Consider the following 24608-nt stretch of genomic DNA (forward strand, 5'->3'; position numbering starts at 1 on the left):
GCAAAGCTACTGAAAAATGACGGGACAGCCGAGGAAAAGTGGAATTATGATGAAACTTCTCATACTTATTTTTTATTCCGGCTGTACGTCGTAATCCGACTGGTTTTTCACGCCGACAATGTCTTGCTTCCTCACCTCGGTTGTTAATATGTGCTGCAACTGCTGTGAGGTCAGCGTCTCGGTGGGAGAGAACTCAGCCGACTTCATATAGCTTAAAATGGCATTGCGCAGCTGACCTCCTTCCGGAGTGTGGCGAATTGCTTCGAGATTGCTCATACAAACCAATACCTTACCGTTGTCTACGGCAAATTCGAACAGCAAGCCTAACTTGTGGTTCCGTTCCACATTGTCTACTACTTGGATAAGCGGCTTGTATTCGTGGCGCGTAGCATTCAGAATAAAGGGGCGGGCATGGCGTACGATGCTCCACCATTGCCAGTTGCTATGGCACTCGGTGGGGAACTGCCGGAACAAGGGATGTTTCTCGTCCATCAGCAAGGAGAGGGTGCCCGGCGAAACTTCGCGGCCGGCGTTTTCCGAAATGCTTTTGAACATGGCATAGTTCCAGTAGTCAGGAGTAAAAAGTCCGCCTACACTCTGTTCTTCAATGGCTTTGTGGTCGGGTATAAGCAGTATCTTCCCTCCTTGGCTCAGTCTCTTTCGCGCCTCGTCATCCAAGGACTGACAGATGAAGATGTCCGCTTCGCTTTCCGGTGTCCGGTCGGGGTATACCCATAAGTTATAATAGTTATGATAATTCCCGGTGGTCAGTGTCAGTCGCAATTGGGCAGGCTTGTCTATTTCGGTAAGGGTGCTTTTCAACTCGCCCACCTGCATTGCTTTTCCTTGCTCTACATGGGCGGGGACTTTGCCTTCGCGAACAAAAGTTACGCTGTCACTCAGGCTTTCCAGACGCCAGCATAATGCATCAGACCATGGTTGCTCTTCGTAATTTGTCAGGGCGAGGCCTATGTTCAGCTCTTCTTTGTTGCTGTAACAGTAGGTGTCCATAAGCGCCAGCGGTACCACCGGAGCACAAAAGCCGCGGAATGTTTCGGGAGTGACAATGCCTTTGCTGTCCATGAAAGCATCCAGAATGCCTACCAGTGCCGAGCCTTGTCCGGGAAAGTCTTGAAGGTCGAGCATCTGGAATCCGCCTAAACCGGCAGTGCGCAGGCCGTATTCAATATCAGCCTTGTAGCATTCGACGGCAAACCGGCCGGTGGCCTGATGGAATGCGTCAATCTGGTCCTGTAGTCCATTTTCATTGAGCCGGTCACGGAATATCTCCAAGTTATATGGATGCAATACGCCGGTGTATTTCTCCAACTCCTTGTAGTCGGGATAAATTTGGAACTGTCCGGTTTCGTGACTGATGACCGGTCGGGGAGATTTCGCTATGGCAGCAGTATAATCCGCACGGGTATTGGGACGGGTGTTGTTCAAGATACCTCCCTTTTCGGCATCGACAAAGGCAAATGAACTGCGTACGTGCGTTGTATAGCCTTCGCCTCCTCCTACCCGGCAGGTTGTCAGATAATCTTCACCGTCTATGGCACCTCCCCAACCCAGGAAGTTGTTGGAACCGAACGAATAGAGATGGCGGTTGTCATGTTTTCTGAATCCGTCCAGCCAATTGCGCATCAGGTCAACGTCGCCACCCAACTCGTTGCCCAGTCCCAACATGGTGAATGAGGGGTGATTGCCCATGTAGTCGAGGGTCATATAGGCTTCGTTCAGCAAGAAGTCATTCAAGCGATGGTTGTCCGGTGAAATGCTTCCCCATAAAGGCAACTCGGCTTGGAAATAGATACCCTCGATGTCGGCAGCGGCAAAAGCGGCGCGGGGCGGGGTGTAGGAATGGCAACGGTAGTAGTTGATGCCATAACTCTTGGCTGTTTGAAAAACTTTTCGCCAGGACTTTACATCCATCGGCGCATATCCGGTAAGTGGGAATACGCAAGCGTCGTGTTTGCCGCGCAAGAAGGTCTTGAAGCCGTTTATGGTGAACTGAGTACCTTCGGTGGCAAAGTCGCGCATACCGAAATCTGTTATTATATTGTCTTTACCCTCGTTTGTGGCAAGGGTCACGTTCAGTGCATAAAGTGTGGGGTGGAATTCGCTCCATGTCTGCATCCGGTTGCCCATATCGAGCGTCAGTTCTATCTTATTTTCACCTTTGCTCAAGCCGACTTGTTTTTCCATGTCCGGTAACTGGTGTTCTTGTTGGGTGTTCCACGTCTTGGCAGAAAGGGTCACTACGCCCGATTGCTCCGAATCGCTGTATATGTTTACATGGATGCGGGCCTTTTTCTCCTTTACAGACGGGTAGACTTGTACCTGCTTGAGATAGGTGTGTGGGGCCGCTTCGATGTAGAAGTCGCCCAGAATGCCGTTCCAGTTGGTTTGTGTGCCGTCGGTCCAGGCATGCGAGCTTTGGATTTCGGCTGGTACGGAGCTGGGGGAATTGTCAATGCGTATCTTTATATGGTGGCTGCCGGGTGCCAAGGCCGGCAGGCTATAGCAGTGAGGTGCATAGATATGTCCCAACGTGCCGACGCTGTCCCCGTCTATCCAGAGAGTACTGGGCTTTGTACGTTCCATGAAGAGTATCAGGCGTTTCCCTTCCATCTGTACGGGAATTTCAACATCTTTTTCATATTCTACGATGCCGGAGTAGGGATAAGTCCGTGTCAACTGGGAGGTTACATTGGTGGGATGCCTGCCGTCTCCCAACTTGTTTTCATCCGTCGTACCGGGCAATGTGCAGTTCCCTAATGAACTGTTCCAATTTCCTGATAAATCGATTCGTTCTCTTATTGTCTGGAATTCTTTTTTGTCTGTACATGATGCCAGACATGCCAATAAGCATAATACAATGAAATTTCTCATAAACTACCTGTTTTTCATGGCCGGTGATTGATTGACCGGTTGCAAATATAGGGCATTGCTCCCGTCTCTCTGTATACAAAATGTTTCCAATTATGTGACGGGATGTTTTTTTATTGCTATCTTCATGCTTGATATTAGTGTTGTTGAGTGTTCGTCATTATAGATGAGGATTTTTATATCATGTAATTTGTTTCTGTCTTTATGAATAAAGAATTGAAAATCAGTGATAAATCACCTTTTGAGAAAATAAGGAAGTTTGATGGGCAAGGACGGTCATACTGGACTTCGAGGGAATTGTGCGCTGCTTTGGGGTATAGTACGTACCAGAAATTTTCCGTTCCATTGGCAAAAGCCATGAGGTCTGCCGAAGCGGATGGTATAAATGTGGATGAGCATTTTAACCTGATGGTTGAAATGGTTGGGGTAGGCTCTGGTGCGCGTAGGAGCGTGGAAAACTATCACCTTACGCGGGAGGCTTGCATCTTTATAGCGAGGCAGGTCTATGCTAAAAAGAAAGAAGTGCAGGCAGCCCTTGAATACTTTTCCAGTGTTAGCATTGATTTTGATGGGGCCGAATGTGATGTGAACTGTCAGGAGGTTGTCTCTGAGATGGAGAAAGATAAAATCAGAGAGAGGAACCGGGAGCATTGGAAAAGGTTAAATGACGAAGCTTCAGAGTTTTATAAAAAGAAGATGAGGCTGCTGGATGAAGTGGAGGATTTTAAAGCGGATGCTTCTTTTCATGGGAACAAGGCTCCACATCACATGATGTACAAGCTGGGGACATTGTACAGTAAGGATGGATGCAGAGGGTATGAATTTCTGATAGAATATGATGTGTATGAACCGGTTGTCGGCATTTATTATGGATGTAAGGGGCTGATTCTTGATGGGAATGATGAAGATGGGGAAAAAATGTTCAATGAAGAATGGAAAGATATTCGTTATTATGTTACTGCTGTTCTTGAAAATACATTTCCGGGGAAATCTTTCACTCATCGCTTTAAGCCTACAAATAATGCGAACAACCATACTTATTGGCCCTTTTGGATTACTCTTCATGAAGATGAGGATATTGTGGAGGTGGGTGCAAGGGCGGTTCGTCTTATAAGAAGTATATATGAGGGGTATCTTGAAAATGAAGATGTTGAGGCTCTGAGAAAACGTTCTGGCTCTCGGAAAGAGCCTCAGGAAGAGGATAAGATACGTTTCTCTGCTGATGTTAACTTTACAAAAAAAGCGTATCAGGAACTGCTTGAAGAGATAGGCCAAATGTCGAAAAAGGGAAAGGAGAAGACAAATAAAGAAATGTTTGAGAAACTACTGGAAAAGACCACTGAAAGTGGATATCTGAGAAAAGAAAAACACTATGAGGCAGCGTGGCGGATAGTACGAAATGCAGATGTGAAGGAGCGAGATTTGCAGCAGAAAACTAATAAACAATTTATCTACATGATTAGACTTCTTTTGGGGTATATGCAATTTTATTTGGGAACATTAGATACTTCTAAGTGTGATATAGAACATAATAGAGGAGTGGTGTCACCTCCTTACACGTCTATCAGCAAGATTTTGATGACTATGAACGGCGGATTTTTCGGGGAAACAATAAGAAAATTGTGTGATAGTAAGAAGGATGCTACATCTATAATAATAAATTCATGGAAAATATTGCAAACTCTATTAGACCTGCCAAAGGACGCTTGGAAAATCGTAAATGACACATTAGGCTTACCAGAGAAAAAATGGAAAACCTTTAAAGATAAATGTGGAAATGGATAAAGAGGTTGATTGTCTTTTTTGTAGACGTCTATTTCACAGCTGGTTCTTCCCCCATACTTTTGCAATCGTTAATGCTAACGGTTGCTTTTTGTTCTTATAGGCAGAGGGCGCCATAATATAAACTTTAAAAAAAAGATTATGGAAAATCAAGAATTTCCGAAAGGAGTCGGTTTCGCTCCGTTTTTGCGTTCATTCATGAGTAATTCTTCTATTTCTATTGATGAACTTGCAGTGGCTATGACAATGTCGAAGTACGCAATTACACGTTTGGCCGAGGGCAAGAGTTATCCTACTGACGTGTGCTACGCAGAATTCTGTATCATGTTCACCGTTGTATTAGGTAAAGATTTTGATGCTTACAAAAAGATGACTAGAAAAGACAAAGATGATTTGGTTGCCAAAATAATGGCAAGTGGAGGATCTGCTTGTACGGTGGCAGGAATGATAAGCTTGATTTCGGCTTCAGGTGTTGTTGCTGGGTTGTCGGCAGCAGGAATAACCTCCGGATTGGCTGCAATTGGCGGTATAATAGGAGGTGGTATGCTGGCAGGGATTGCAGTTGTTGCGGCTGCCCCATTGGTAGTAGGGGCCATATTGTATTCTCTTTGTAAACCCAAAGATAAAAAGGCCGATTTTTTGCTTGCGTACAGATATGATTTAGACCCCAAATATGAAATAAATCCTCAAGACAATGAAGATGAAGATATGGATTGAAGAAGCAATGAAGGAAATGGTAGAAGAGGTAGAAAAAAATGAACCGATGCCAAAACATTGGAAACGCAGTGTGCTGCTGTTCTGCTTGTTGTCGGCCGTTTGTTTTCAGACGGGACTTTTGGTGTTGGCAAAAAACGGCATTGCTTCCGCTGATAGAAGCCCTCTTTTCATTGCAACTGGCATTGTCTGTTCTATGCTGGTGGGAGTTGTGCTGATTAAATGCTGCTTATATGCAAAAAGAATAATGAATAAAAGTAATAATTAAAAATAAGATAGTTATGGAATGTATTTTTTGTTTGAATGAGAATGCCTATTTCGATGGCGTGAATTATGTTTGTCCGGATTGTGGAAGAGAATGGCCATGTGATGAAATTGCGGATGACGATGATGATAACGACAAGTTGCGTTGCCCTGAATGTGGCTCGCATTTGGTCTATCCTGATTCAAGTGGTATTAATGATTATGCTTGTGATGCTTGTGGGTGTAGATGGGATGGTGACGATGATGACTACGATGAAGATTATGACGATGATGAAGAAGAAGATTAATTGTTGCAATTATGGAGCTGGGCAAATAGCGCTATTATTACCGCATTATTACATGCTTCAATCTGAAAAAGATTAGCATTCCTTTGCCAGGCCCCCTGCTTTTCACTATCTTTGCCTCTGTAGTTTGTAGTTGCGCACAGTCGTGGAATGTCTTTCTCATAGTTGTGAAGAAGGTGTATCACAAATATGAAGAAGGTAAACCACAGCTGTGCGCATTTTTTTTTGATAAGCTTTCAGCAGAAGGAAGAACGCTTCTTTGCGTAAGGAAGACCTATGCTCTGCCTAATGAAAGCCGGTACTTTGCATGAGCGAAACCTGCAGACAGCAACAGAAATGAATCTAAAAATGGAGGAAAGAATATGGCAATTTTATTTGATTGGTACGAAAACCCGAAAACGAAGGATAAACAAGGGGAAGAGCTGACCCTGCATCCCCGGATTAAACTGAACGGCTCTACGACGACCGATGAGCTGCGCAGGCATATACAAGAATACTGCTCGCTGACCGAGACGGATGTACTGGCGGTACTCGATGCTTTGTCGCATTTTGTGGGACGCGAGCTGGGGGAGGGCAGGCAGGTACATTTGGACGGCATCGGTTACTTTGTTCCCACGCTGACCTGCACGGAACCGGTGACACTGGAGACAAAGCGGAAAAGTACTAAGGTGAAGTTGAAAAACATCACTTTCAGACCGGACAAGGCGTTGCGCAGTGAGATAGGAGTATTGAAAGTAAAGCCGCTGAAATTGCGGAATCTCATGAAAAAGAGGCTGACGGATGATGAGGTGAAGCAAAAAGTGGTGAACTATCTACGTAAGAATGAGTTCATCACCCGCAGTGTTGTACAGTCGATTTGCGGCATGACCCGCACGACTGCAACGCGGCAGATTCGTCGTCTTTGTGAGGAGAATGTGTTGGTAAACAAAGGGTTGCAGAAACAGCCGATTTATTTTTTGAAGGAAAAAGAGTAGGTTGATGCGTATAGGGCTTGCATGGATTGCGTCATGTAGGCAAAATCTGCCTGCATGCTTGCATGAGGTCTGCTTGCATGGTGCAATCTGTTGTAAATTAGTGCGCTATGTCATTTCATGCAAGTATGTAAGTAAAACATGCGATAAAATTACAGTTGTAGATTAGGAATACCTATAATCGGCAGACGAGAAATTAAAGAATGAAAACAACGCGGCAGAAGGATAGTTTTTATTATTTTTGCAATCAATTCTCAATAGTTATTTAAAAAATATGGCAAAGAAAAATTCAACAGCTAAAGATACGGAACTGTCACTCTCGTTTTTGGGGAAAGTGGCAGCGTTATTTAGAAGTGAAACGGTTCATTTCGTTATCGGCTTGGTGCTGGTAATCTTTTCGGTTTATTTGTTGCTTGCTTTCACATCATTCTTTTTCACGGGAGCGGCAGACCAGAGCATCATTGACGGAGGCAGTGCGCAGGAGCTGATTTCCACCAACAATGGGGTGAAGAACTACGCCGGTAGCCGCGGTGCGCAGTTGGCCAGCTATCTGATAAATGATTGCTTCGGCGTATCGTCTTTCCTGATTCTCGTGTTCCTGGCTGTGGCGGGACTGAAGCTGATGCGGGTGCGTGTGGTGCGCTTGTGGAAGTGGTTCATCGGCTGTTCGTTGATGCTGGTGTGGTTCTCGGTATTTTTCGGTTTTGTGTTTGTAGACCAGTACAAGGACTCTTTCCTCTATCTGGGCGGTATGCACGGATACAATGTCAGTAACTGGCTTGTGTCTCAAGTCGGTGTGCCGGGAGTCTGGCTGCTATTGTTGGTAACTGCCATTTGCTTCCTCATCTATCTGAGTGCACGGACTGTCATCTGGTTGCGCAGATTGTTCAGTCTCAGCTTCTTGAAGCGTAAGGAGAAGGTGGAAAGCGTGCAGGGTGAAACGCCGGAAGAGTTCAAGACCTCTTGGGGTGCAAAGGAAAAGGCGGCTGCTCCGACACCGGAAGCTGCGGAGCCGGAAAAGGTTCTTGAAAAGGAGGAGGAGATTGCTATAGAGGAAGAAGAGGACGAACCGCTGAATGAAATCACCCTTGACTTGGGTGGAAGTGATGGAAAGATAAAGCCTGCCAAGTCTGCGGATGAGGACGTTACCATGACTTTTGAGACTCCTGCACCGGAGCCGGTGCCCCCTTTTCGGGAACAGCCGGTAGAGAAGGAGCCGGCATTCCAGGTTGAAAAGGCCGAAGAGGAGGAGTATGTGGGAACGGAGAAGGAGCCGTACAATCCCCGTCTGGATTTGGAAAACTATCATTACCCCACAATAGACCTGATGAAGCATTACGATGACAATGGTCCGACCATTGACATGGTAGAGCAGAACGCGAACAAGGATAAGATTATCAATACTCTGCGTAGTTTCGGTATAGAAATCAGTACCATTAAGGCGACGGTAGGTCCTACGGTGACGCTGTATGAAATCACTCCCGAGCAGGGCGTCCGCATTTCGAAGATACGCGGTCTGGAAGATGATATTGCCCTCAGCCTTTCGGCGCTCGGCATCCGTATCATCGCTCCCATTCCGGGAAAGGGTACGATTGGTATCGAAGTGCCCAACTCCAATCCGAAGATTGTATCTGGTCAGAGTATTATCGGCAGCAAGAAGTTCCAGGAGTCTACTTACGACTTGCCCATCGCACTGGGTAAGACGATTACGAATGAAGTGTTTATGGTGGATTTGTGCAAGATGCCGCACGTGCTCGTTGCCGGTGCTACCGGTCAGGGTAAGTCCGTGGGGTTGAATGCCATCATCACCTCCTTATTATATAAGAAGCATCCGGCAGAGCTGAAGTTTGTGCTGGTAGACCCCAAAAAAGTAGAATTCAGCATCTACTCCGTAATTGAGCATCACTTCCTCGCGAAATTACCCGACGGGGAAGATGCCATCATTACGGACGTCACGAAGGTGGTGCAGACTTTGAACTCCATCTGTGTGGAGATGGATACTCGCTATGACTTGCTGAAAGCTGCCCATGTGCGCAATATCAAGGAGTATAACGAGAAGTTCATCAACCGTCGTCTGAATCCGGAAAAGGGGCATAAGTTCATGCCTTATATCGTAGTCGTTATCGACGAGTTCGGTGACTTGATTATGACAGCCGGTAAGGATGTGGAACTGCCCATCGCACGTATCGCCCAGTTGGCGCGTGCCGTGGGTATACATATGATTATCGCTACACAGCGACCGACAACAAACATCATTACGGGTACGATTAAGGCCAACTTCCCGGCGCGTATCGCCTTCCGTGTATCGGCAATGGTCGATTCGCGTACCATCCTCGACCGTCCGGGAGCCAACCAGCTGATAGGCCGCGGTGATATGTTATTCCTGCAGGGAGCTGACCCGGTGCGTGTGCAGTGTGCCTTTATCGATACGCCCGAAGTGGCGGAGATTACGAAGTTTATCGCCCGCCAGCAGAGTTACCCCACTGCTTTCTATCTGCCCGAATATGTGGATGAAAATGCAGGAGGTGATTTGGGGGATGTGGATATGGGACGTCTCGATCCTTTGTTCGAGGATGCAGCCCGTCTCGTTGTTATTCACCAGCAGGGTTCCACATCGCTCATTCAGCGTAAGTTTGCCATCGGTTATAATCGTGCCGGCCGCATCATGGACCAGTTGGAGAAAGCGGGGATTGTGGGACCGGCGCAAGGTAGTAAGGCGCGTGAGGTGTTCTGTATAGATGAGAGTGACCTGGAAATGCGGTTAAACAATTTGCAATAAGGAATGGTTATTTATAGAATGATGAAACTTGATAAGCTTTTACTTGGTGTGCTATTGCTGTTGTTTGCTGTGCCGATGTCGGCACAACAACCGGATGCCAAGAATATATTGGAGCGTACAGCCGAAGCCTTTCGGAAAGCGGGAGGGGTGAAGCTGGCGTTTACCGTGAACGAACAACAAGGCTCTTATGCGGGAGTTCTCTATCTGGAAGGTGAGAAATTTGTGGTTGAGACCGAGGGAATGAAGACTTGGTTTGACGGACATACGCAGTGGAGCTATGTGGCTTCGGCAGATGAGGTGAATGTATCGGAACCTACGCAGGAGGAATTGCAGACTCTTAATCCGTATGCTTGGTTGTCCCTCTACAAGCAGGGATACAGATTGAAGTTGAGCAGTGTCGGTGGTAAGCAAGACAAGTCTGTTTATTACATCACCATGACTGCTGCCGACAAGAGAAGAGACCCTGAAAGTGTCTATCTGTTTGTGACAAAGGATACGTATCGTCTGCATCAAGTGGACTTGGCACCACGGGGGAGTAAGTATATGACTACTATCCTTATTAATAACTACCAGACCGGACAATCCTATCCGGATAGTTTCTTTGTCTTTGACAAAAAAGCCTATCCCACGGCTGAAGTCATCGACATGCGCTAAATAGTAAATTGTAAATAGTCAAATAGTAAATAATATAATGATGGAAACAGAAAAAGTAAAATGTCTGATTGTCGGTTCGGGTCCTGCCGGCTATACTGCCGCTATTTATGCAGGCCGTGCCAATCTTTCACCGGTACTTTATGCAGGATTGCAGCCCGGTGGCCAGTTGACAACCACTACTGATGTGGAGAATTTCCCCGGTTATCCCCAAGGTATCGGAGGTCCGGAATTAATGGAAGACCTGCGGAAGCAAGCCGAACGTTTTGGTGCAGATTTGCGTTATGGAGTTGCTACCGCAGCCAATCTTGCTGAAGCACCTTACAAGATTACGATTGATGACGAAAAGATGATTGAGGCTGAAACGCTGATTATTGCTACAGGTGCCGCTGCGAAGTATCTGGGGCTGGAGGATGAAAAGAAATATGCGGGAATGGGTGTCAGCGCTTGTGCCACTTGTGACGGTTTCTTCTACCGCAAGAAAACGGTAGCTGTTGTAGGGGGTGGAGATACTGCCTGCGAGGAAGCTGTTTACCTTGCCGGACTGGCTGCCAAGGTTTATCTGATTGTCCGCAAACCTTATCTTCGCGCTTCCAAGATTATGCAGGAGCGTGTGATGAAGCATGACAAGATTGAAGTACTGTTCGAACATAATGCCGTAGGCTTGTTTGGAGAGAACGGTGTGGAAGGTGTACATTTGGTACAGCGTATGGGTGAACCTGATGAGAAGCGCTATGATGTGGCTATTGACGGTTTCTTCTTGGCTATCGGCCATAAACCCAACTCAGATATTTTCAAACCTTATGTAGATACGGACGAAGTAGGTTATATCGTCACCGAGCCGGGAACACCGCGTACCAAAGTGCCGGGCGTATTCGCCGCCGGAGACGTTGCTGATCCTCACTATCGTCAAGCCATCACCGCTGCCGGAACTGGTTGCCAGGCAGCCATTGAAGCGGAAAGATATTTGTCTGCGAAAGGACTGATTTAGTGATTAGTGATTAGGGGTTAGGATGGCAATAATGTGTTTTTATTATGCTAACCCCTAATCGCTTATCCCTTGTCACTTATTCCTTATCCTATCTTGCTGATTTTCTTCAGCTTTTCTTCGTCTATGATTTTGATTTTACGCCCGTCGATGGTGATTAACCGTTCTGTGGCAAACTGTGACAACGTACGTATGGCGTTGGAAGTGGTCATGTTTGACAAATTGGCCAGATCTTCACGCGAGAGATAGATACTCAAGGTGGAGCCGTCTTCCTCCAAACCATAACTTTCTTTGAGGAATAGTAGGGATTCTGCGAGTCTTCCGCGGATATGTTTCTGCGTCAGGTTTACAGTGCGTTCATCGGCAATGCCCAAGTCAACGGACAATTGCTTGATGAAGAACATGGCAAGGTCGTTGTTTTGTGTGAGCAGAGTCATCAAGGCAGTCATGGGGATTTGGCAAACAAGAGACGGCTCGAATGCAGATGCTGCCGTGACATAGTCTGTTTTTGCAAAGTAAGGGCGGTAACCGAAATATTCGACAGGTTTAATCATACGGATAATCTGGCTTCTACCACCGACTCCGTCTTTATAGATTTTGACCTTTCCACTCAGCAGACACATCAAATGCGTAGGTGTCTCGCCTTCGCAATGGATGACTTCGTTTTTTTTGTAGTTCTGGAGTGTGAAGTGGTTGGCGAGGAATTCCCGTTGTTCGTCATTCAAGGGAGACCATATATCTGCAATCAACTCCGGAACATTAATATCAGACAAGTTTACTTTTACCATAACTGCTGCAAAACTGTGTTATACAGCACAAATGTAAAAAGAAAAAATTAAATATTGCACAAATATGACAAAAAGATGTCGTAGGGGGGGAGATGAAGGAAAATCTATATATTTACGATTAGACGATTTACGATTGAAGTTTGTATTGTTAAACAACTACTCATTAGCAGGTGGGTTTATGATTGTATGAGTAACTCCAACCGTAAACCGTCAAATCGTAAATCGTAGTAACTTAATTGTTTATCGTAGTATCTCTATCCCCCTCCCTACGGGGGAGGGGCTAGGGAGAGGCCTACTTTGTAAACAGCAGCTCCCTATATTTCGGAAGCGGCCAGATTTCATCATCAATTTCCATCTCAAGGTGGTCGATGTGGTCACGGATACTTTCCAGATAAGGGCGTACGGTTTCTTCGTAAGCGAAAGCCTTGTCTTTGTAGTTATCCATGTGGTTGGCTACTTTGCGGGCTTCGGTCATTTCGCGTACTTGTACCTTGATGGCTGTTACGCGCTTGGAAATTTCGCGTACAAGCTCTTTCCGGTCGGCACTGAGGACTTCGTATTCTTCGGGAGAGAAGGTCTCGCGCAGGCCACGGAGATTTTCCAGCAGACGGTTTTGGTAGATAACGGCAGTCGGTACGATGTGGTTGATGGCAAGGTCGCCCAGCACACGGCTTTCTATCTGTACCTTCATGGTGTATTTCTCCAGTTCTACTTCCAGGCGGCAGGCAAGCTCCGTTTCGTTGAAGATACGTTCGCCGATGAGTACGGAACGGGACTGGTTATCCATGTAGTGCATCAGGGCTTCGGGAACGTGGCAGATGTTGGTCAGCCCACGGCGGGCGGCTTCCTGCTTCCATTGTTCGGAGTAGCCGTCACCCTCAAAGCGGATAGGCTCGGAGGCGATGATGGTCTCTTTCATAATGCGGAAGATGGCTTCATCCTTGCCGACTCCTTCTTCCATCAGTTTGTCGATGGAGACTTTGAATTCGTTCAACTGGTTTGCCATAGCTGCATTGATGGCAATCATGGCGGCGGCACAGTTGGCGGACGAACCTGCGGCACGGAACTCAAAGCGGTTGCCGGTAAAGGCGAATGGAGAAGTACGGTTACGGTCGGTGGTATCCAGTAATATTTCGGGAATACGTCCGATGCCTAATTTCAGTGTTGTCTTTTCTTCCGATGTCATCTTGCTGCTGCTTATCTGGCGAGCTATCTCGTCGAGGATGGAAGACAGCTGTTTGCCCAGGAAGATGGACAGAATGGCGGGAGGTGCTTCATTGGCTCCCAGACGGTGGCTGTTTCCGGCACTCATGATGGAGGCGCGCAGCAAGTTCTGGTTTTTGTATACCATCATCAGTACGTTTACCAGGAAGGTAAGGAACAGCATGTTTCCTTTCGGATTCTTGCCCGGTGCAAACAAATTGATACCCGTATCGGTGCAAAGCGACCAGTTGTTGTGCTTGCCGGAGCCGTTCACGCCGTTGTAGGGTTTTTCGTGAAGCAGTACGGCGAAGTGATGCTTGCGTGCGATGCGTTTCATCAGATCCATCACAAGCTGGTTGTGGTCGTTGGCAAGGTTGGCATTCTCAAAGATAGGCGCCAGCTCAAACTGGTTGGGAGCTACTTCGTTATGGCGGGTCTTGACCGGGATACCCAGTTTGTGACATTCGATTTCCAGTTCTTTCATAAAAGCTGTGACACGTGGGGGGATGGAGCCGAAATAGTGGTCCTCCAGCTGCTGGTCTTTGGCCGAGGAGTGTCCCATCAGGGTACGTCCGGTCAGACAAAGGTCCGGGCGGGCATTGTACAGTGCCGAGTCGACGAGGAAATATTCTTGTTCCCAGCCTAAATTGGTATAAACGCGTGTGATATTCTTGTCGAACAACTGGCATACGTCTGTCGCTGCTTTGTCTACGGCTGCCAAGGCTTTGAGCAATGGAGTCTTGTAGTCGAGCGCTTCGCCGGTATAAGAGATGAAGATAGTGGGGATGCAAAGTGTGGTATCTACCACAAAGGCAGGTGAGGAAACATCCCAAGCAGTATATCCTCGTGCTTCGAATGTGTTTCTGATACCCCCGTTGGGGAAAGAGGATGCATCCGGTTCCTGCTGGATGAGCAGTTTGCCGGAAAAACGTTCAATCACTTCCGTTCCTTCTCCGAATTCGATGAAGCCGTCATGTTTCTCGGCTGTTCCGTCCGTCAGAGGCTGGAACCAGTGCGTGTAGTGGGTGACGTTGAGGGACTTTGCCCAACTTTTCATGCCGTTGGCAATCAGGTCTGCCATTTCGCGGTTGATGGGAGTGCCTTTTTCGATGGCGTCGGTCACGGCTTTGTAGGCTTCACGAGGCAGGTATTCCTGCATTTTCTTACGGTCGAAGACATGGCTGCCGTAGTAGTCGGACAGTTTGTTTGAAGGGGTGGTCACTTCAAGAGGTTGCCGATTGGCAAGTTCTTGCAAAGCAAAAAATCGCATTTTTGACATATAAGTCTCTCCTTTTATTGGTTGTTGGGCGCAAAAATACATGTTTTTTCTGAACTACCCCCTCTTTTTTAGGGGGTATTCTCGAAAATATTAGTGTTTTTTGAGAATAGACCCCCTAAAAAAGTCTGCTTGTTATGGAAAAACGACCAAAAGCTTGCGTTTGTTACATGCCATGATTAGTAATCTTTCCGCATCACGATTAGTAATTTTAGTGCGTCGTGATTAGTAATTTTCATGTGTCACAATTACGAATCATTCTGTACATGACACTTGTGGCACCCTTTTTATAACAATTAATATAGGTTCGTATTTATCTCGCACAAACTATGTGTGCTTGTGTATTATTGTCTCTCGCGCGTAACATATGTTTTATAATAAAGGGTGTCACAAGTGTCATTCCCGCTTCTTTATGGAACATGTTTTTGCATTACACAAATTCTTCCGTATATTTGTCCCGATTCTATAAGGAGAAATTGCGGTTGAAACGTTTGTTGTTTATATGGATTTGGATTTGCTTCTTGTTTTCTTTTGTACAGAAGGCAGGGGCGGAGCGTGTATCTTATCCGGTTGACAAACATGTGAGTTCGGCAGACTCCATCATGGAGAAAGTCATCTTCTTTGCCCCCCTTTATGAACGTATTATTGAAAGTTACAAGGCTGAGCTTTACATAAAGGGCTGGGTGAATATCCGTAAGAAGAATCATATTCTCCGCTACATCCCTTCCATGTTCCGGCCCAAGAAAGGGGTGCGGGAATATATGATGGAAACTTATAGCGATTTGCATTTTACTGCTCCCGACATCTATGACCAGAAGGTAAAGGCAAGTGTCGGTACTGCTTCCGAGTTTTGGGAAATGGACGGACGGCTGCCGGAATATTTTCACATCAACATCTATTCTTCTACCTTATTATATGACAAACTACTCTCTCCTTTAGCACCCAATGCCAAAAAATATTATACCTATCGGATTGATACGGTGATGGGGGAACGGCATGCCCTTCAGTATAAAATCCGTTTTATGCCAAAAAGCAAAAGCTTTCAGCTGGTGGGCGGTTATCTGATTGTGAGTGATAACGTGTGGAGTGTACGCGAGATGCGTTTTTCCGGACGTAATGAGATGGTGCGGTTCAATAATCTGGTGAAGATGGGTAATGTGGGCGATTCGGACGAATTTCTTCCGTTGCAGTATGATGTGGATGCAACGTTTCGTTTTTTGGGAAATGTGGTAGATGGCACTTATGAAGCTGTACTCGATTATAAGAACATCATTCAGAAAACTTCTGGCAGTGATATACGGAGGTCGGTGAAGAAAAGTAAATATGACTTGTCCGATTCATACACGTTGCGTACTGATACGAATGCTTATCTACGTGATACTGCTTACTTTAAAACTTTGCGTCCCATTCCTTTGACTCCGCATGAGGAGACACTGTATCAGGATTTCTTCTTGCGTCGGGATACGCTCGCCCGGAAAAAGAAACCGGTGAATAAGAACTTGGAGTTTTGGGGGCAGATTGGAGATGCATTGATCAGTCGCTATACGGTAGACCTTGATAAATTGGGGAGTGTGCGCTGTTCACCACTAATCAATCCTTTTCTTTTGAGCTATAGCGGCAAGCATGGAATTTCGTATCGGCAGGAGTTCAAGTACAACCGTATTTTTACCGGTGATCGCCTGCTGCGCATCGTTCCCCGGATAGGTTATAATTTTAAGGAAAAAGAGTTTTACTGGAGGGTGAGGTCCGATTTTGATTATTGGCCCCGTAAGCGTGCAGCATTGCATCTGGAGTTTGGTAACGGTAACCGGATTTACAGCAGTGATGTGCTGGACGACCTGAAAGCCATCCCCGACAGTATTTTTGACTTCAACCAGATACACTTGGATTATTTCAAGGATTTGTATCTGAATCTGCGTCATAGCTGGGAAATAGTAAACGGTCTGTCGCTGGAAGTGGGTGTATCCATGCACAGACGTACGGAAGTGAACCGCTCCCGGTTTGAACTGAACTACCCGAGCATGCCGCCTACCAAGTCGGCCACCCGTGCCGGTTCCGGAGGTTCATCCTTCTTTCCGAATTTTGACCCGAATATCCTGAACAAGTTCCGCCATACCTATAATAGTTTTGCTCCCCGCGTCCGCCTCACCTGGACTCCGGGACAATACTATTATATGAATGGCGACCGTAAAGTAAATCTTCATTCCAAGTATCCTTCCATCTCAGTAGATTGGGAGCGGGGACTCAGTGGAGTGTTGCAGAGCAGTGGTTCGTACGAGCGTGTAGAGATTGATTTGCAGCATCAGGTTTCTTTGGGCTTGATGCGTGATATTTATTGGCGTTTTGGTTGGGGAGAGTTTACCAATCAGAAGGAACTGTACTTTGTGGACTTTGCCAATTTGCGGCGTTCCAATCTTCCTATGGGTTGGAGTGATGATATTGGCGGGGTGTTCCAGTTGCTGGACGGCCGCTGGTATAACTCTTCCCGTAAATATATCCGCGGACACCTTACCTATGAAGCTCCTTTCCTCCTGCTCCGCCATCTGATGAAATATACCCAATATGTATTGAATGAACGTCTGTATCTGAATGCATTGGTGGTTCCTCACTTGAAACCTTATCTGGAAGTAGGGTATGGCATTGGTACACATATATTTGACTTTGGCTTGTTTGCCAGCTTTGCAAACTGGAAGTATCAGGAAATAGGTTGCAAATTTACCTTCGAACTGTTTAACAGATAGCAATGTGGTAATGTGATTAATGTGCCAATGTGTCAATGACCAGGACGTGATGGCGTAGCATAAACATAGCGCAGCCAATTAGCCAATTAGCATATTGGCACATTATCACATTAATCAATTGTCAATTATTGATTCTTTTGTAACTTTGCTGCAAATTACTTGGAGCTATGGGTATAGTAATAGGAATAGATGTGGGTGGAAGTACCACGAAAATCGTTGGAATCAATGGAGAACAGATACAGTCTCCAATGTTTATTACGGCTACCGACCCGGTGACTTCCTTATTCGGAGCATTCGGTAAGTATATTTATGACAATGGTATACAGCTGGCCGATGTGGAGCAGGTGATGCTGACGGGAGTGGGAAGCGCATTTGTCAACAGCCCTCTATATGGACTGCCTACTCGCAAAACGGATGAGTTTATTGCCAATGGTTTGGGAGCTAGACATGCAACGGATATAGACCAACTGATTGTAGTCAGCATGGGTACCGGCACTTCTTTTGTGAAAATAGACGGAGACAAGGTGCAGCATATTGGCGGCTTGGGGATTGGTGGAGGTACTTTGCAGGGATTATCGAGGTTGCTGTTGAAAACTCATGATATTCATCAGGTGTCCGAGTTGGCTGAGAAAGGGGATGTAACTCGTGTCAACTTGCAGATAGGTGATATTTGCAACACTGCTTTGCCTGACTTGCCAGTGAGTGCTACCGCCTCTCTTTTCGGGAAAGCAGATAGCAATGCTTCTCAAGAAGATATTGCCTGCGGTATAATTTATACGGTACTTCAAACCATTGGAGGAGCTGCTGTACTGTCAGCTTTGAACAGTCCTATCAAGGATTTCGTTCTGATAGGAAATCTCACCCAACTGCCCCAGTGCCGGGAGGTGTTTTCTAAAATGGAAGCCATCTATCATGTACATTTTCATATACCGCCCTATGCTGAATATAGAACAGCAATAGGAGCGGCATTGGCATACGTAAAAGAAAGGCAAGGGTAGTGGTTACTTCTTGCCTGCCTTCTTCATATAGCTGTTTATCAAGGTACATGCGGGAGCGGCCACCGTACCGTGGTCAAATCCCTCCATCTGATAGAGGGTGGTTTTTTGTCCCAATGCTTTGAGGAGAGCATACAAATGGGCGTTTTCCTCATAGCGTGCCAGCATCTCCAACTCTTTGTCGCCAGTGATAAGTATCATGGGTGAAGCGTCTTTTCTTACGTTATTGGAAGGAGCATATTTATCTATAATCGGAGTGTCGGAAGGCAGCCCGCGTTCTTTGCGGATGGTGTAGTGGGTAGTGGTCTGTCCGCTGATGGGGAAAGCGCCTGCCAGGCTGTTGGCGTCAATATTCCACTTTGCCAGGTAACTCTTGTCCAGATTGAGCATCAGACAGAGATAACCACCGGCTGAATGACCGGCTATGTATATTTTGTCTTTATCTCCTCCGAATTCTTCTATATTCTCGAAAGTCCAAGCAACGGCCTCTGCGGCATCTTCCGTGTAGGCAGGATTTTGGGCACGCGGGCTGAGTCGGTAGTTTACGGCTATCACGGCGTAGCCTTGCTCCAGGAACTCCTTCGGAAAATGTTTTTCTCCGGCTTCCAGTCCTCCGCCGTGGAACCAGATAAGGGTGGCAAATCCTTTTTTATCAGTAGGATAATGGAGGTCGAGCTTACAACGCTCCAGCTTATAACTGTCCTTTTCGCCGGGATGAAGATAGGAAATGTTCTTTTGCGTACGGTAGTTGTTGTCCGTTGTCTGATTTTGGCTATAACATAATAATGTATAGCAAATGATGGAAATGCATGCGATTATCTTTTTCATGATAAATTATTGAGATTATGTATAAATGAAACGATGCAAAGGTAACATTTTTTTTATTCTTTAATTGATTATTCCACTGCTGTTTTGAATGCTTTTTGTTTTGTAGTTCAAGAAAATACTTCTATCTTTGCGCCCGATTTACAATGAGTCAACATAAAGTCTCACTTAATTAACGAGTTAAACAATTTATTTATTAATGGAAAATTTAAAGAATGTAGCTCCTATTGAAGACTTCAACTGGGATGCTTATGAGAACGGCGAATCAGTAGCCAGTGCAAGCCACGAAGAACTGGAAAAGGCGTATGACAATACGTTGAACAAGGTTAACGACCGCGAGGTAGTTGATGGAACCGTAATCGCAATGAACAAGCGTGAAGTAGTTGTGAACATCGGTTACAAATCAGACGGTATCATTCCGATGAGTGAATTCCGTTACAATCCTGAACTGAAGGTTGGTGATACTGTTGAGGTATACATCGAAAACCAGGAAGACAAGAAAGGACAGCTCGTTCTGTCTCACCGTAAAGCTCGTGCTACCCGTTCTTGGGATCGCGTAAACGCAGCTTTGGAAAACGAAGAAATTATCAAGGGTTACATCAAGTGCCGCACAAAGGGTGGTATGATTGTAGACGTATTCGGCATCGAAGCTTTCTTGCCGGGTTCTCAAATCGACGTGAAGCCTATCCGCGACTACGATGTATTCGTTGGCAAAACTATGGAATTCAAGGTTGTTAAGATCAACCAGGAATTCAAGAATGTGGTTGTTTCCCACAAGGCTCTTATCGAAGCCGAACTGGAACAACAGAAGAAGGAAATCATCGGTAAACTCGAAAAAGGACAAGTTCTCGAAGGTACCGTTAAGAATATCACTTCCTATGGTGTATTTATCGACTTGGGTGGCGTAGATGGTTTGATTCACATTACAGACCTTTCTTGGGGCCGTGTTAGCGATCCGAAAGAAGTGGTTGAACTCGACCAGAAACTCAACGTCGTTATCCTTGACTTCGATGATGAGAAGAAGCGTATCGCTCTCGGCTTGAAGCAACTCACTCCGCATCCTTGGGATGCACTGGATGCTAACCTGAAGGTTGGCGACCACGTGAAGGGTAAAGTTGTAGTTATGGCTGACTACGGTGCATTCATCGAAATCGCTCCGGGTGTTGAAGGTCTGATTCACGTATCTGAAATGTCTTGGTCACAGCACTTGCGTTCTGCACAAGACTTCATGAAGGTAGGTGACGAAGTTGAGGCAGTAGTCCTGACTTTGGACCGCGAAGAGCGTAAGATGTCTTTGGGTATCAAGCAGCTGAAGTCTGATCCTTGGGAAACTATCGAAGAGAAGTATCCTATCGGCAGCAAGCACACTGCAAAAGTTCGTAACTTCACTAACTTCGGCGTATTCGTTGAAATCGAAGAAGGTGTTGACGGCTTGATTCACATCTCTGACCTGTCTTGGACGAAGAAGGTTAAACATCCGTCTGAATTCACTCAGATTGGTGCAGACATCGACGTACAAGTTCTGGAAATCGACAAGGAAAACCGTCGCTTGAGCCTTGGCCACAAGCAACTCGAAGAAAATCCTTGGGATGTATTTGAAACTGTATTTACAGTAGGTTCTGTACACGAAGGTACTATTATCGAAATGCTGGATAAGGGTGCTGTAGTTGCTCTGCCTTATGGTGTAGAAGGTTTCGCTACTCCGAAGCACCTCGTTAAGGAAGACGGATCACAAGCTCAGTTGGACGAGAAGCTTGAATTCAAGGTAATTGAGTTCAACAAGGACGCTAAGCGTATCATCCTTTCTCACAGCCGTATCTTCGAAGATGCTGCAAAGGCAGAAGAAAGAGCTGAAAAGAAGGCTGCTACTAAGAAGTCAACCGGTAAGAGAGAAGACGTTGCTCCTGCTATCCAAAACCAGGCTGCATCTACTACTCTGGGTGACATTGATGCTTTGGCTGCCTTGAAGGAACAGATGGAAGCTGGAAAGAAATAATTACTCCGTTCTATAAATGAAGGAAGGGTACTTGCGCAAACAAGTGCCCTTCTTTTTTATGATTTGTCAATAGAATTTTATGGAATTAAGGATGGTTTTTCCATAAATGTTTATCTTTGCAGGGTGGTTACTTTTGCAATCATAGAAATATTCAATAATTTAATTTTCATTTATTATGAAAAACATGTTCAAAAATGCAGGGAAGATGGTGTTGTTCACTTGCCTGTCGCTGATGTTACTAACCGCATGCGGCCAGAAGTCTAAACTCAAGCTGGCTATCGCAGCAGCCAACAAACAATGTCCCATGGATATGGGAGCTTCCGGCGAAATATCCAGTATTACTTTTGATGGGTCGGATGTGGTATATGTACTGCTTATGAATGAAAGTTTCCTCAATATAGACGCTTTGAAAGAGAATCCTGATGCAATGAAGTCTGCTGTGACTGTTATGTTCGGTAATCCACAAGGGTCTATTAAAGAGATGCTGGATTTGGTTGTCGGTACTGATTCCGGTATAAAGTTCATATATAAAGGAAAGACATCCGGTAACGAAGTGGAATGTTATCTGACTACTCAGGACTTGAAAGATATATTGAATGGTGGTGGTGCATCTGCCGACAGCAGTGACGAGAAGAAACTGGAAGAGCAAGTGAAGATGACCAACGTATCGTGCCCGATGCAGGTGGATGAAGCTACTATGCTCAATAAACTGACAATCGAGTCGGATAAGGTGCTTTATCATTATACGATTGACGAATCTGTAGTACAGATGTCTGCTTTGAAGGAAAATGCCGAACAGATGAAGGCAAATGTGAAGAACTCTTTGAACTCCTCCGATCCAGCCTTGCGCATGTTCTTGGAAGTATGTGTGAAGTGTGATAAAGGGGTGGGCTATCTGTATAAAGGGAATAAATCCGGAGAAACTTTTGAAATATCCTTTGGAGTTTCAGAGATAAAGGCTCTTCTATAAATCAAGGAGTAGAAATCAGTTCGGAAGGTTTGGAATGGAAAAATTTGAGTTACATATTCTTGGTTGTGGTTCCGCTTTACCCACAACGCGTCATTTCCCTACGTCTCAAATTGTGAACGTGCGCGACAAGTTGTTTATGATTGATTGTGGGGAAGGGGCGCAGTTGCAGTTCCGTAAATCACATCTGAAGTTTTCACGTTTGAATCATATTTTTATCTCTCACTTGCATGGAGACCATTGTTTTGGCTTATTAGGACTGATTTCTACACTTAACCTTTTAGGACGTACAGCCGAGTTGCATATCCATTCTCCCAAAGGGCTGGAAACATTACTGACACCTATGCTGGATTTTTTTAATAGGCAGATGACGTACAAGGTCCTTTTCCATGAGTTTGATACGAAAGAACCGATGCAGATTTATGAAGACCGTTCGTTGACGGTTACTACCATTCCTTTGCGTCATCGTATGCCGTGTTGTGGCTTTTTGTTTGCAGAGAAGCGGCGTCCTAACCATATTATCCGTGAAATGGTCGATTTCTACCAAGTGCCGGTATACGAATTGAATCGTATAAAGAATGGGGCCGATTACGTGACACCGGAGGGAAAAACGGTTTCCAACAACTTGTTGACCCGCCCTTCTGCTCCGTCCCGCAGTTATGCCTATTGCTCGGATACCATCTATCTTCCTTCTATCGTAGAGCAGATAAAAGGAGTTGACTTGCTTTTTCATGAAGCGACATTTGCGAATGAGGATGCACCGCGTGCTAAAGAAACATTTCATACAACTGCTACACAAGCGGCCGAAATAGCCAGGAGGGCTGAGGTGAAGAAGTTGTTGATAGGACATTTTTCGGCACGATACGAAGATGAAAATATCTTGCTTCAAGAAGCATCCGCTATTTTTCCGGATACTCAGCTTGCCAAAGAAACACTTTGTGTATCGGTATGAATTAAACTTTTCGTATCTTTGGCAGTCTAAAACAACAAATGCGAATAGAAATTTATGACCCCTTCCTATAATGAACGCGAAGTGTTGGCTCTTCTACAAGAAGAAAGCACACAAAAGCGGGGATTTGAGATGATTGTTACCCAATATAGCGAGCAGTTGTATTGGCAGATTCGTCGTATGGTCCTCTCTCATGAAGATGCCAATGATTTACTTCAGAATACTTTCATTAAAGCATGGATTAATATAGATTATTTCAGGGCAGAGGCTAAACTCTCTACCTGGCTCTATCGCATAGCCTTGAATGAATGCCTCACTTTTCTGAACAAACAACGGGCTGCTTCCACAGTCTCTTTGGATGACCCCGAGGCAGATGCACTTCAAAAGCTTGAAAGTGATCCTTACTTCTCCGGTGATAAAGCAGAGATGGCTTTGCAAAAAGCCTTGCTTGCCTTGCCGGAAAAACAACGTATGGTGTTTAACCTGAAGTATTACCAGGAAATGAAATACGAAGAGATGTCCGATATATTTGGTACTTCCGTAGGTGCCTTGAAGGCTTCCTATCACCATGCCGTGAAGAAAATAGAAAAGTTTTTGGGTGAGGAGTATTAAACCTTTGCCACAAAACAATGTCTAATTAAACAGAAAGGAGAAAGCTTATGAAAGAAGAAGATAAAATACAGAAAAAGATAGGGACGGAAAATCCTTTCCGCGTTCCTGAAGGCTACTTTGAGAATCTTACTTCAGAGGTAATGAACCGGCTTCCCGAAAAAGAGAAACTCATTGCTGTGCAGACAGAGCCTACAATGTGGCAGAAGGTAAGGCCTTGGTTGTATATGACCGCCATGTTTATAGGTGCGGCATTGATTATCCGTGTAGCTTCTTCGGAGCATACTCCATCTGTAGAGCGTATGGCTGCTGATGATACGGAAACAGAAATGGAATATATTAATATGGCCGTAGAGAATTCCATGCTGGATGATTATTCATTGTATGTTTATTTGGCAGACTCTGATGCAGAATAAGGTAACAACACTCAACTATTTAAAAATGAAGAAACTAATTGTTTTATTGGTTATGATATGTGGCATTATGCCTCTGCTTTGGGCTAGCGATGGATGTGACCAGCATCTGTCACCTGAAGAGTTTCGTGCCAAACAAAAAGCGTTTATAACGGAGAAAGCCGGACTGACGAGTGAGGAGGCAGCCAAGTTCTTCCCATTGTATTTTGAATTGCAGGACCGGAAAAAGCAGCTAAATGACGAGGCTTGGAAGTTGCTTCGACAAGGGAAAGATGAAAAAACAACCGAAGCCCAGTATGAGGAAATTATGGAAGGTGTATATGATGCCCGTATCGCTTCTGACCGGTTGGACAAGACCTACTTTGATAAGTTCAAGAAAATATTGCCTTGTAAAAAGATTTATCTGGTGCAAAGGGCTGAAATGCGTTTCCACCGTGAATTACTGAAAGGCATGCATAAAAAGGGGGATGCTTCTCCACGAAAAACACAAGGAAAAAGATGAATAGTGAATGAATACAAATAAG

The 24608-nt window shown here is 45.4% G+C and carries 20 protein-coding genes; 16 read left to right on the forward strand and 4 right to left on the reverse strand.

The annotated features are described in order from the left end of the window. Window positions 1–72: 72 nt before the first annotated feature. A complete protein-coding gene (locus CSD97_RS03165; RefSeq protein WP_098031962.1) occupies window positions 73–2892 on the reverse strand; it encodes a glycoside hydrolase in 2820 nt (939 codons plus the stop codon). A gap of 201 nt (window positions 2893–3093) precedes the next feature. Here CSD97_RS03165 and CSD97_RS03170 point away from each other — a divergent pair, with 201 nt between their 5' ends. The 8 genes from CSD97_RS03170 (at window position 3094) to trxB (ending at window position 11325) form a co-directional block, all read left to right on the forward strand. Further along, on the forward strand, window positions 3094–4674 hold the full coding sequence (locus CSD97_RS03170) for a hypothetical protein (RefSeq protein ID WP_057258636.1): 1581 nt from the start codon (window positions 3094–3096) through the stop codon (window positions 4672–4674). 138 nt (window positions 4675–4812) lie between these two features. Then, window positions 4813–5388, forward strand: coding sequence for a hypothetical protein (locus tag CSD97_RS18960; protein ID WP_070101133.1), 576 nt, complete (start codon window positions 4813–4815; stop codon window positions 5386–5388). Next, window positions 5366–5653 (forward strand): hypothetical protein, encoded by a 288-nt coding sequence (locus CSD97_RS03180; RefSeq protein ID WP_044468860.1) that lies wholly within the window; start codon window positions 5366–5368, stop codon window positions 5651–5653. Before CSD97_RS18960 ends, CSD97_RS03180 begins: the two co-directional genes overlap by 23 nt. A 13-nt stretch (window positions 5654–5666) precedes the next feature. Further along, entirely contained in the window at window positions 5667–5936 is a 270-nt protein-coding gene (locus CSD97_RS03185) for a hypothetical protein (protein WP_081030256.1), read from the forward strand. Between the two features lie 359 nt (window positions 5937–6295). Next, window positions 6296–6907 (forward strand): winged helix-turn-helix transcriptional regulator, encoded by a 612-nt coding sequence (locus CSD97_RS03195; protein ID WP_057252352.1) that lies wholly within the window; start codon window positions 6296–6298, stop codon window positions 6905–6907. A gap of 271 nt (window positions 6908–7178) precedes the next feature. Next, a complete protein-coding gene (locus CSD97_RS03200; protein ID WP_098031963.1) occupies window positions 7179–9683 on the forward strand; it encodes a DNA translocase FtsK in 2505 nt (834 codons plus the stop codon). 3 nt (window positions 9684–9686) lie between these two features. Further along, entirely contained in the window at window positions 9687–10337 is a 651-nt protein-coding gene (locus CSD97_RS03205; protein WP_081106164.1) for a LolA-like putative outer membrane lipoprotein chaperone, read from the forward strand. A gap of 37 nt (window positions 10338–10374) precedes the next feature. Next, window positions 10375–11325: a thioredoxin-disulfide reductase gene (trxB, locus tag CSD97_RS03210; protein ID WP_008665210.1), complete on the forward strand. Its 951-nt coding sequence runs from the start codon at window positions 10375–10377 to the stop codon at window positions 11323–11325. Window positions 11326–11408: 83 nt separating this feature from the next. On the opposite strand, the gene CSD97_RS03215 is transcribed toward trxB, so the two are convergent. Further along, window positions 11409–12110, reverse strand: a complete 702-nt coding sequence (locus CSD97_RS03215) for a Crp/Fnr family transcriptional regulator (protein ID WP_005832010.1) — start codon at window positions 12108–12110, stop codon at window positions 11409–11411. 292 nt (window positions 12111–12402) lie between these two features. Further along, window positions 12403–14592, reverse strand: coding sequence for a glutamine synthetase III (locus tag CSD97_RS03220; RefSeq protein WP_005832915.1), 2190 nt, complete (start codon window positions 14590–14592; stop codon window positions 12403–12405). A gap of 416 nt (window positions 14593–15008) precedes the next feature. Between CSD97_RS03220 and CSD97_RS03225 the strand changes: the two genes are divergently transcribed. Both CSD97_RS03225 and coaW read left to right on the forward strand, forming a co-directional pair. Then, window positions 15009–17330: a DUF5686 family protein gene (locus CSD97_RS03225; protein WP_034522728.1), complete on the forward strand. Its 2322-nt coding sequence runs from the start codon at window positions 15009–15011 to the stop codon at window positions 17328–17330. A 167-nt stretch (window positions 17331–17497) separates the two neighbouring features. Continuing rightward, on the forward strand, window positions 17498–18328 hold the full coding sequence (gene coaW, locus CSD97_RS03230) for a type II pantothenate kinase (RefSeq protein WP_008665214.1): 831 nt from the start codon (window positions 17498–17500) through the stop codon (window positions 18326–18328). A gap of 3 nt (window positions 18329–18331) precedes the next feature. On the opposite strand, the gene CSD97_RS03235 is transcribed toward coaW, so the two are convergent. Further along, a complete protein-coding gene (locus CSD97_RS03235; protein WP_005832910.1) occupies window positions 18332–19153 on the reverse strand; it encodes an alpha/beta hydrolase in 822 nt (273 codons plus the stop codon). Between the two features lie 196 nt (window positions 19154–19349). Here CSD97_RS03235 and rpsA point away from each other — a divergent pair, with 196 nt between their 5' ends. From rpsA to CSD97_RS03265, 6 genes are all read left to right on the forward strand, one after another. Next, entirely contained in the window at window positions 19350–21146 is a 1797-nt protein-coding gene (rpsA, locus tag CSD97_RS03240; RefSeq protein WP_005831997.1) for a 30S ribosomal protein S1, read from the forward strand. A 175-nt stretch (window positions 21147–21321) separates the two neighbouring features. Next, window positions 21322–22116 carry a hypothetical protein gene (locus CSD97_RS03245; RefSeq protein ID WP_057097779.1) on the forward strand — a complete coding sequence of 265 codons (795 nt, stop codon included), beginning with the start codon at window positions 21322–21324 and terminating at the stop codon, window positions 22114–22116. A gap of 34 nt (window positions 22117–22150) precedes the next feature. Then, window positions 22151–23065 (forward strand): ribonuclease Z, encoded by a 915-nt coding sequence (locus CSD97_RS03250; RefSeq protein WP_098031964.1) that lies wholly within the window; start codon window positions 22151–22153, stop codon window positions 23063–23065. A gap of 54 nt (window positions 23066–23119) precedes the next feature. After that, window positions 23120–23674: a sigma-70 family RNA polymerase sigma factor gene (locus CSD97_RS03255; protein WP_005831992.1), complete on the forward strand. Its 555-nt coding sequence runs from the start codon at window positions 23120–23122 to the stop codon at window positions 23672–23674. A 47-nt stretch (window positions 23675–23721) separates the two neighbouring features. After that, on the forward strand, window positions 23722–24087 hold the full coding sequence (locus CSD97_RS03260) for a hypothetical protein (RefSeq protein ID WP_005831990.1): 366 nt from the start codon (window positions 23722–23724) through the stop codon (window positions 24085–24087). A gap of 25 nt (window positions 24088–24112) precedes the next feature. Continuing rightward, window positions 24113–24586, forward strand: coding sequence for a hypothetical protein (locus CSD97_RS03265; protein WP_035449335.1), 474 nt, complete (start codon window positions 24113–24115; stop codon window positions 24584–24586). Window positions 24587–24608: the final 22 nt, after the last annotated feature.

This window comes from Bacteroides sp. AR29, assembly GCF_900217715.1.
Classification (GTDB): domain Bacteria; phylum Bacteroidota; class Bacteroidia; order Bacteroidales; family Bacteroidaceae; genus Bacteroides; species Bacteroides uniformis.

Excerpts from the sequence above, each read along its gene's own strand:
- CSD97_RS03170 (WP_057258636.1), top strand. The coding sequence starts at position 3,094 with ATGAATAAAGAATTGAAAATCAGTGATAAATCACCTTTTGAGAAAATA.
- trxB (WP_008665210.1), top strand. The coding sequence starts at position 10,375 with ATGATGGAAACAGAAAAAGTAAAATGTCTGATTGTCGGTTCGGGTCCT.
- CSD97_RS03245 (WP_057097779.1), top strand. The coding sequence starts at position 21,322 with ATGAAAAACATGTTCAAAAATGCAGGGAAGATGGTGTTGTTCACTTGC.
- CSD97_RS03215 (WP_005832010.1), bottom strand. The coding sequence starts at position 12,110 with ATGGTAAAAGTAAACTTGTCTGATATTAATGTTCCGGAGTTGATTGCA.
- CSD97_RS03220 (WP_005832915.1), bottom strand. The coding sequence starts at position 14,592 with ATGTCAAAAATGCGATTTTTTGCTTTGCAAGAACTTGCCAATCGGCAA.
- CSD97_RS03235 (WP_005832910.1), bottom strand. The coding sequence starts at position 19,153 with ATGAAAAAGATAATCGCATGCATTTCCATCATTTGCTATACATTATTA.
- CSD97_RS03260 (WP_005831990.1), top strand. The coding sequence starts at position 23,722 with ATGAAAGAAGAAGATAAAATACAGAAAAAGATAGGGACGGAAAATCCT.
- CSD97_RS03200 (WP_098031963.1), top strand. The coding sequence starts at position 7,179 with ATGGCAAAGAAAAATTCAACAGCTAAAGATACGGAACTGTCACTCTCG.
- CSD97_RS03255 (WP_005831992.1), top strand. The coding sequence starts at position 23,120 with ATGACCCCTTCCTATAATGAACGCGAAGTGTTGGCTCTTCTACAAGAA.
- coaW (WP_008665214.1), top strand. The coding sequence starts at position 17,498 with ATGGGTATAGTAATAGGAATAGATGTGGGTGGAAGTACCACGAAAATC.
- CSD97_RS03185 (WP_081030256.1), top strand. The coding sequence starts at position 5,667 with ATGGAATGTATTTTTTGTTTGAATGAGAATGCCTATTTCGATGGCGTG.
- CSD97_RS03165 (WP_098031962.1), bottom strand. The coding sequence starts at position 2,892 with ATGAGAAATTTCATTGTATTATGCTTATTGGCATGTCTGGCATCATGT.
- CSD97_RS03195 (WP_057252352.1), top strand. The coding sequence starts at position 6,296 with ATGGCAATTTTATTTGATTGGTACGAAAACCCGAAAACGAAGGATAAA.
- CSD97_RS03250 (WP_098031964.1), top strand. The coding sequence starts at position 22,151 with ATGGAAAAATTTGAGTTACATATTCTTGGTTGTGGTTCCGCTTTACCC.
- CSD97_RS03225 (WP_034522728.1), top strand. The coding sequence starts at position 15,009 with ATGTTTTTGCATTACACAAATTCTTCCGTATATTTGTCCCGATTCTAT.
- CSD97_RS18960 (WP_070101133.1), top strand. The coding sequence starts at position 4,813 with ATGGAAAATCAAGAATTTCCGAAAGGAGTCGGTTTCGCTCCGTTTTTG.
- rpsA (WP_005831997.1), top strand. The coding sequence starts at position 19,350 with ATGGAAAATTTAAAGAATGTAGCTCCTATTGAAGACTTCAACTGGGAT.
- CSD97_RS03180 (WP_044468860.1), top strand. The coding sequence starts at position 5,366 with ATGAAGATGAAGATATGGATTGAAGAAGCAATGAAGGAAATGGTAGAA.
- CSD97_RS03205 (WP_081106164.1), top strand. The coding sequence starts at position 9,687 with ATGGTTATTTATAGAATGATGAAACTTGATAAGCTTTTACTTGGTGTG.
- CSD97_RS03265 (WP_035449335.1), top strand. The coding sequence starts at position 24,113 with ATGAAGAAACTAATTGTTTTATTGGTTATGATATGTGGCATTATGCCT.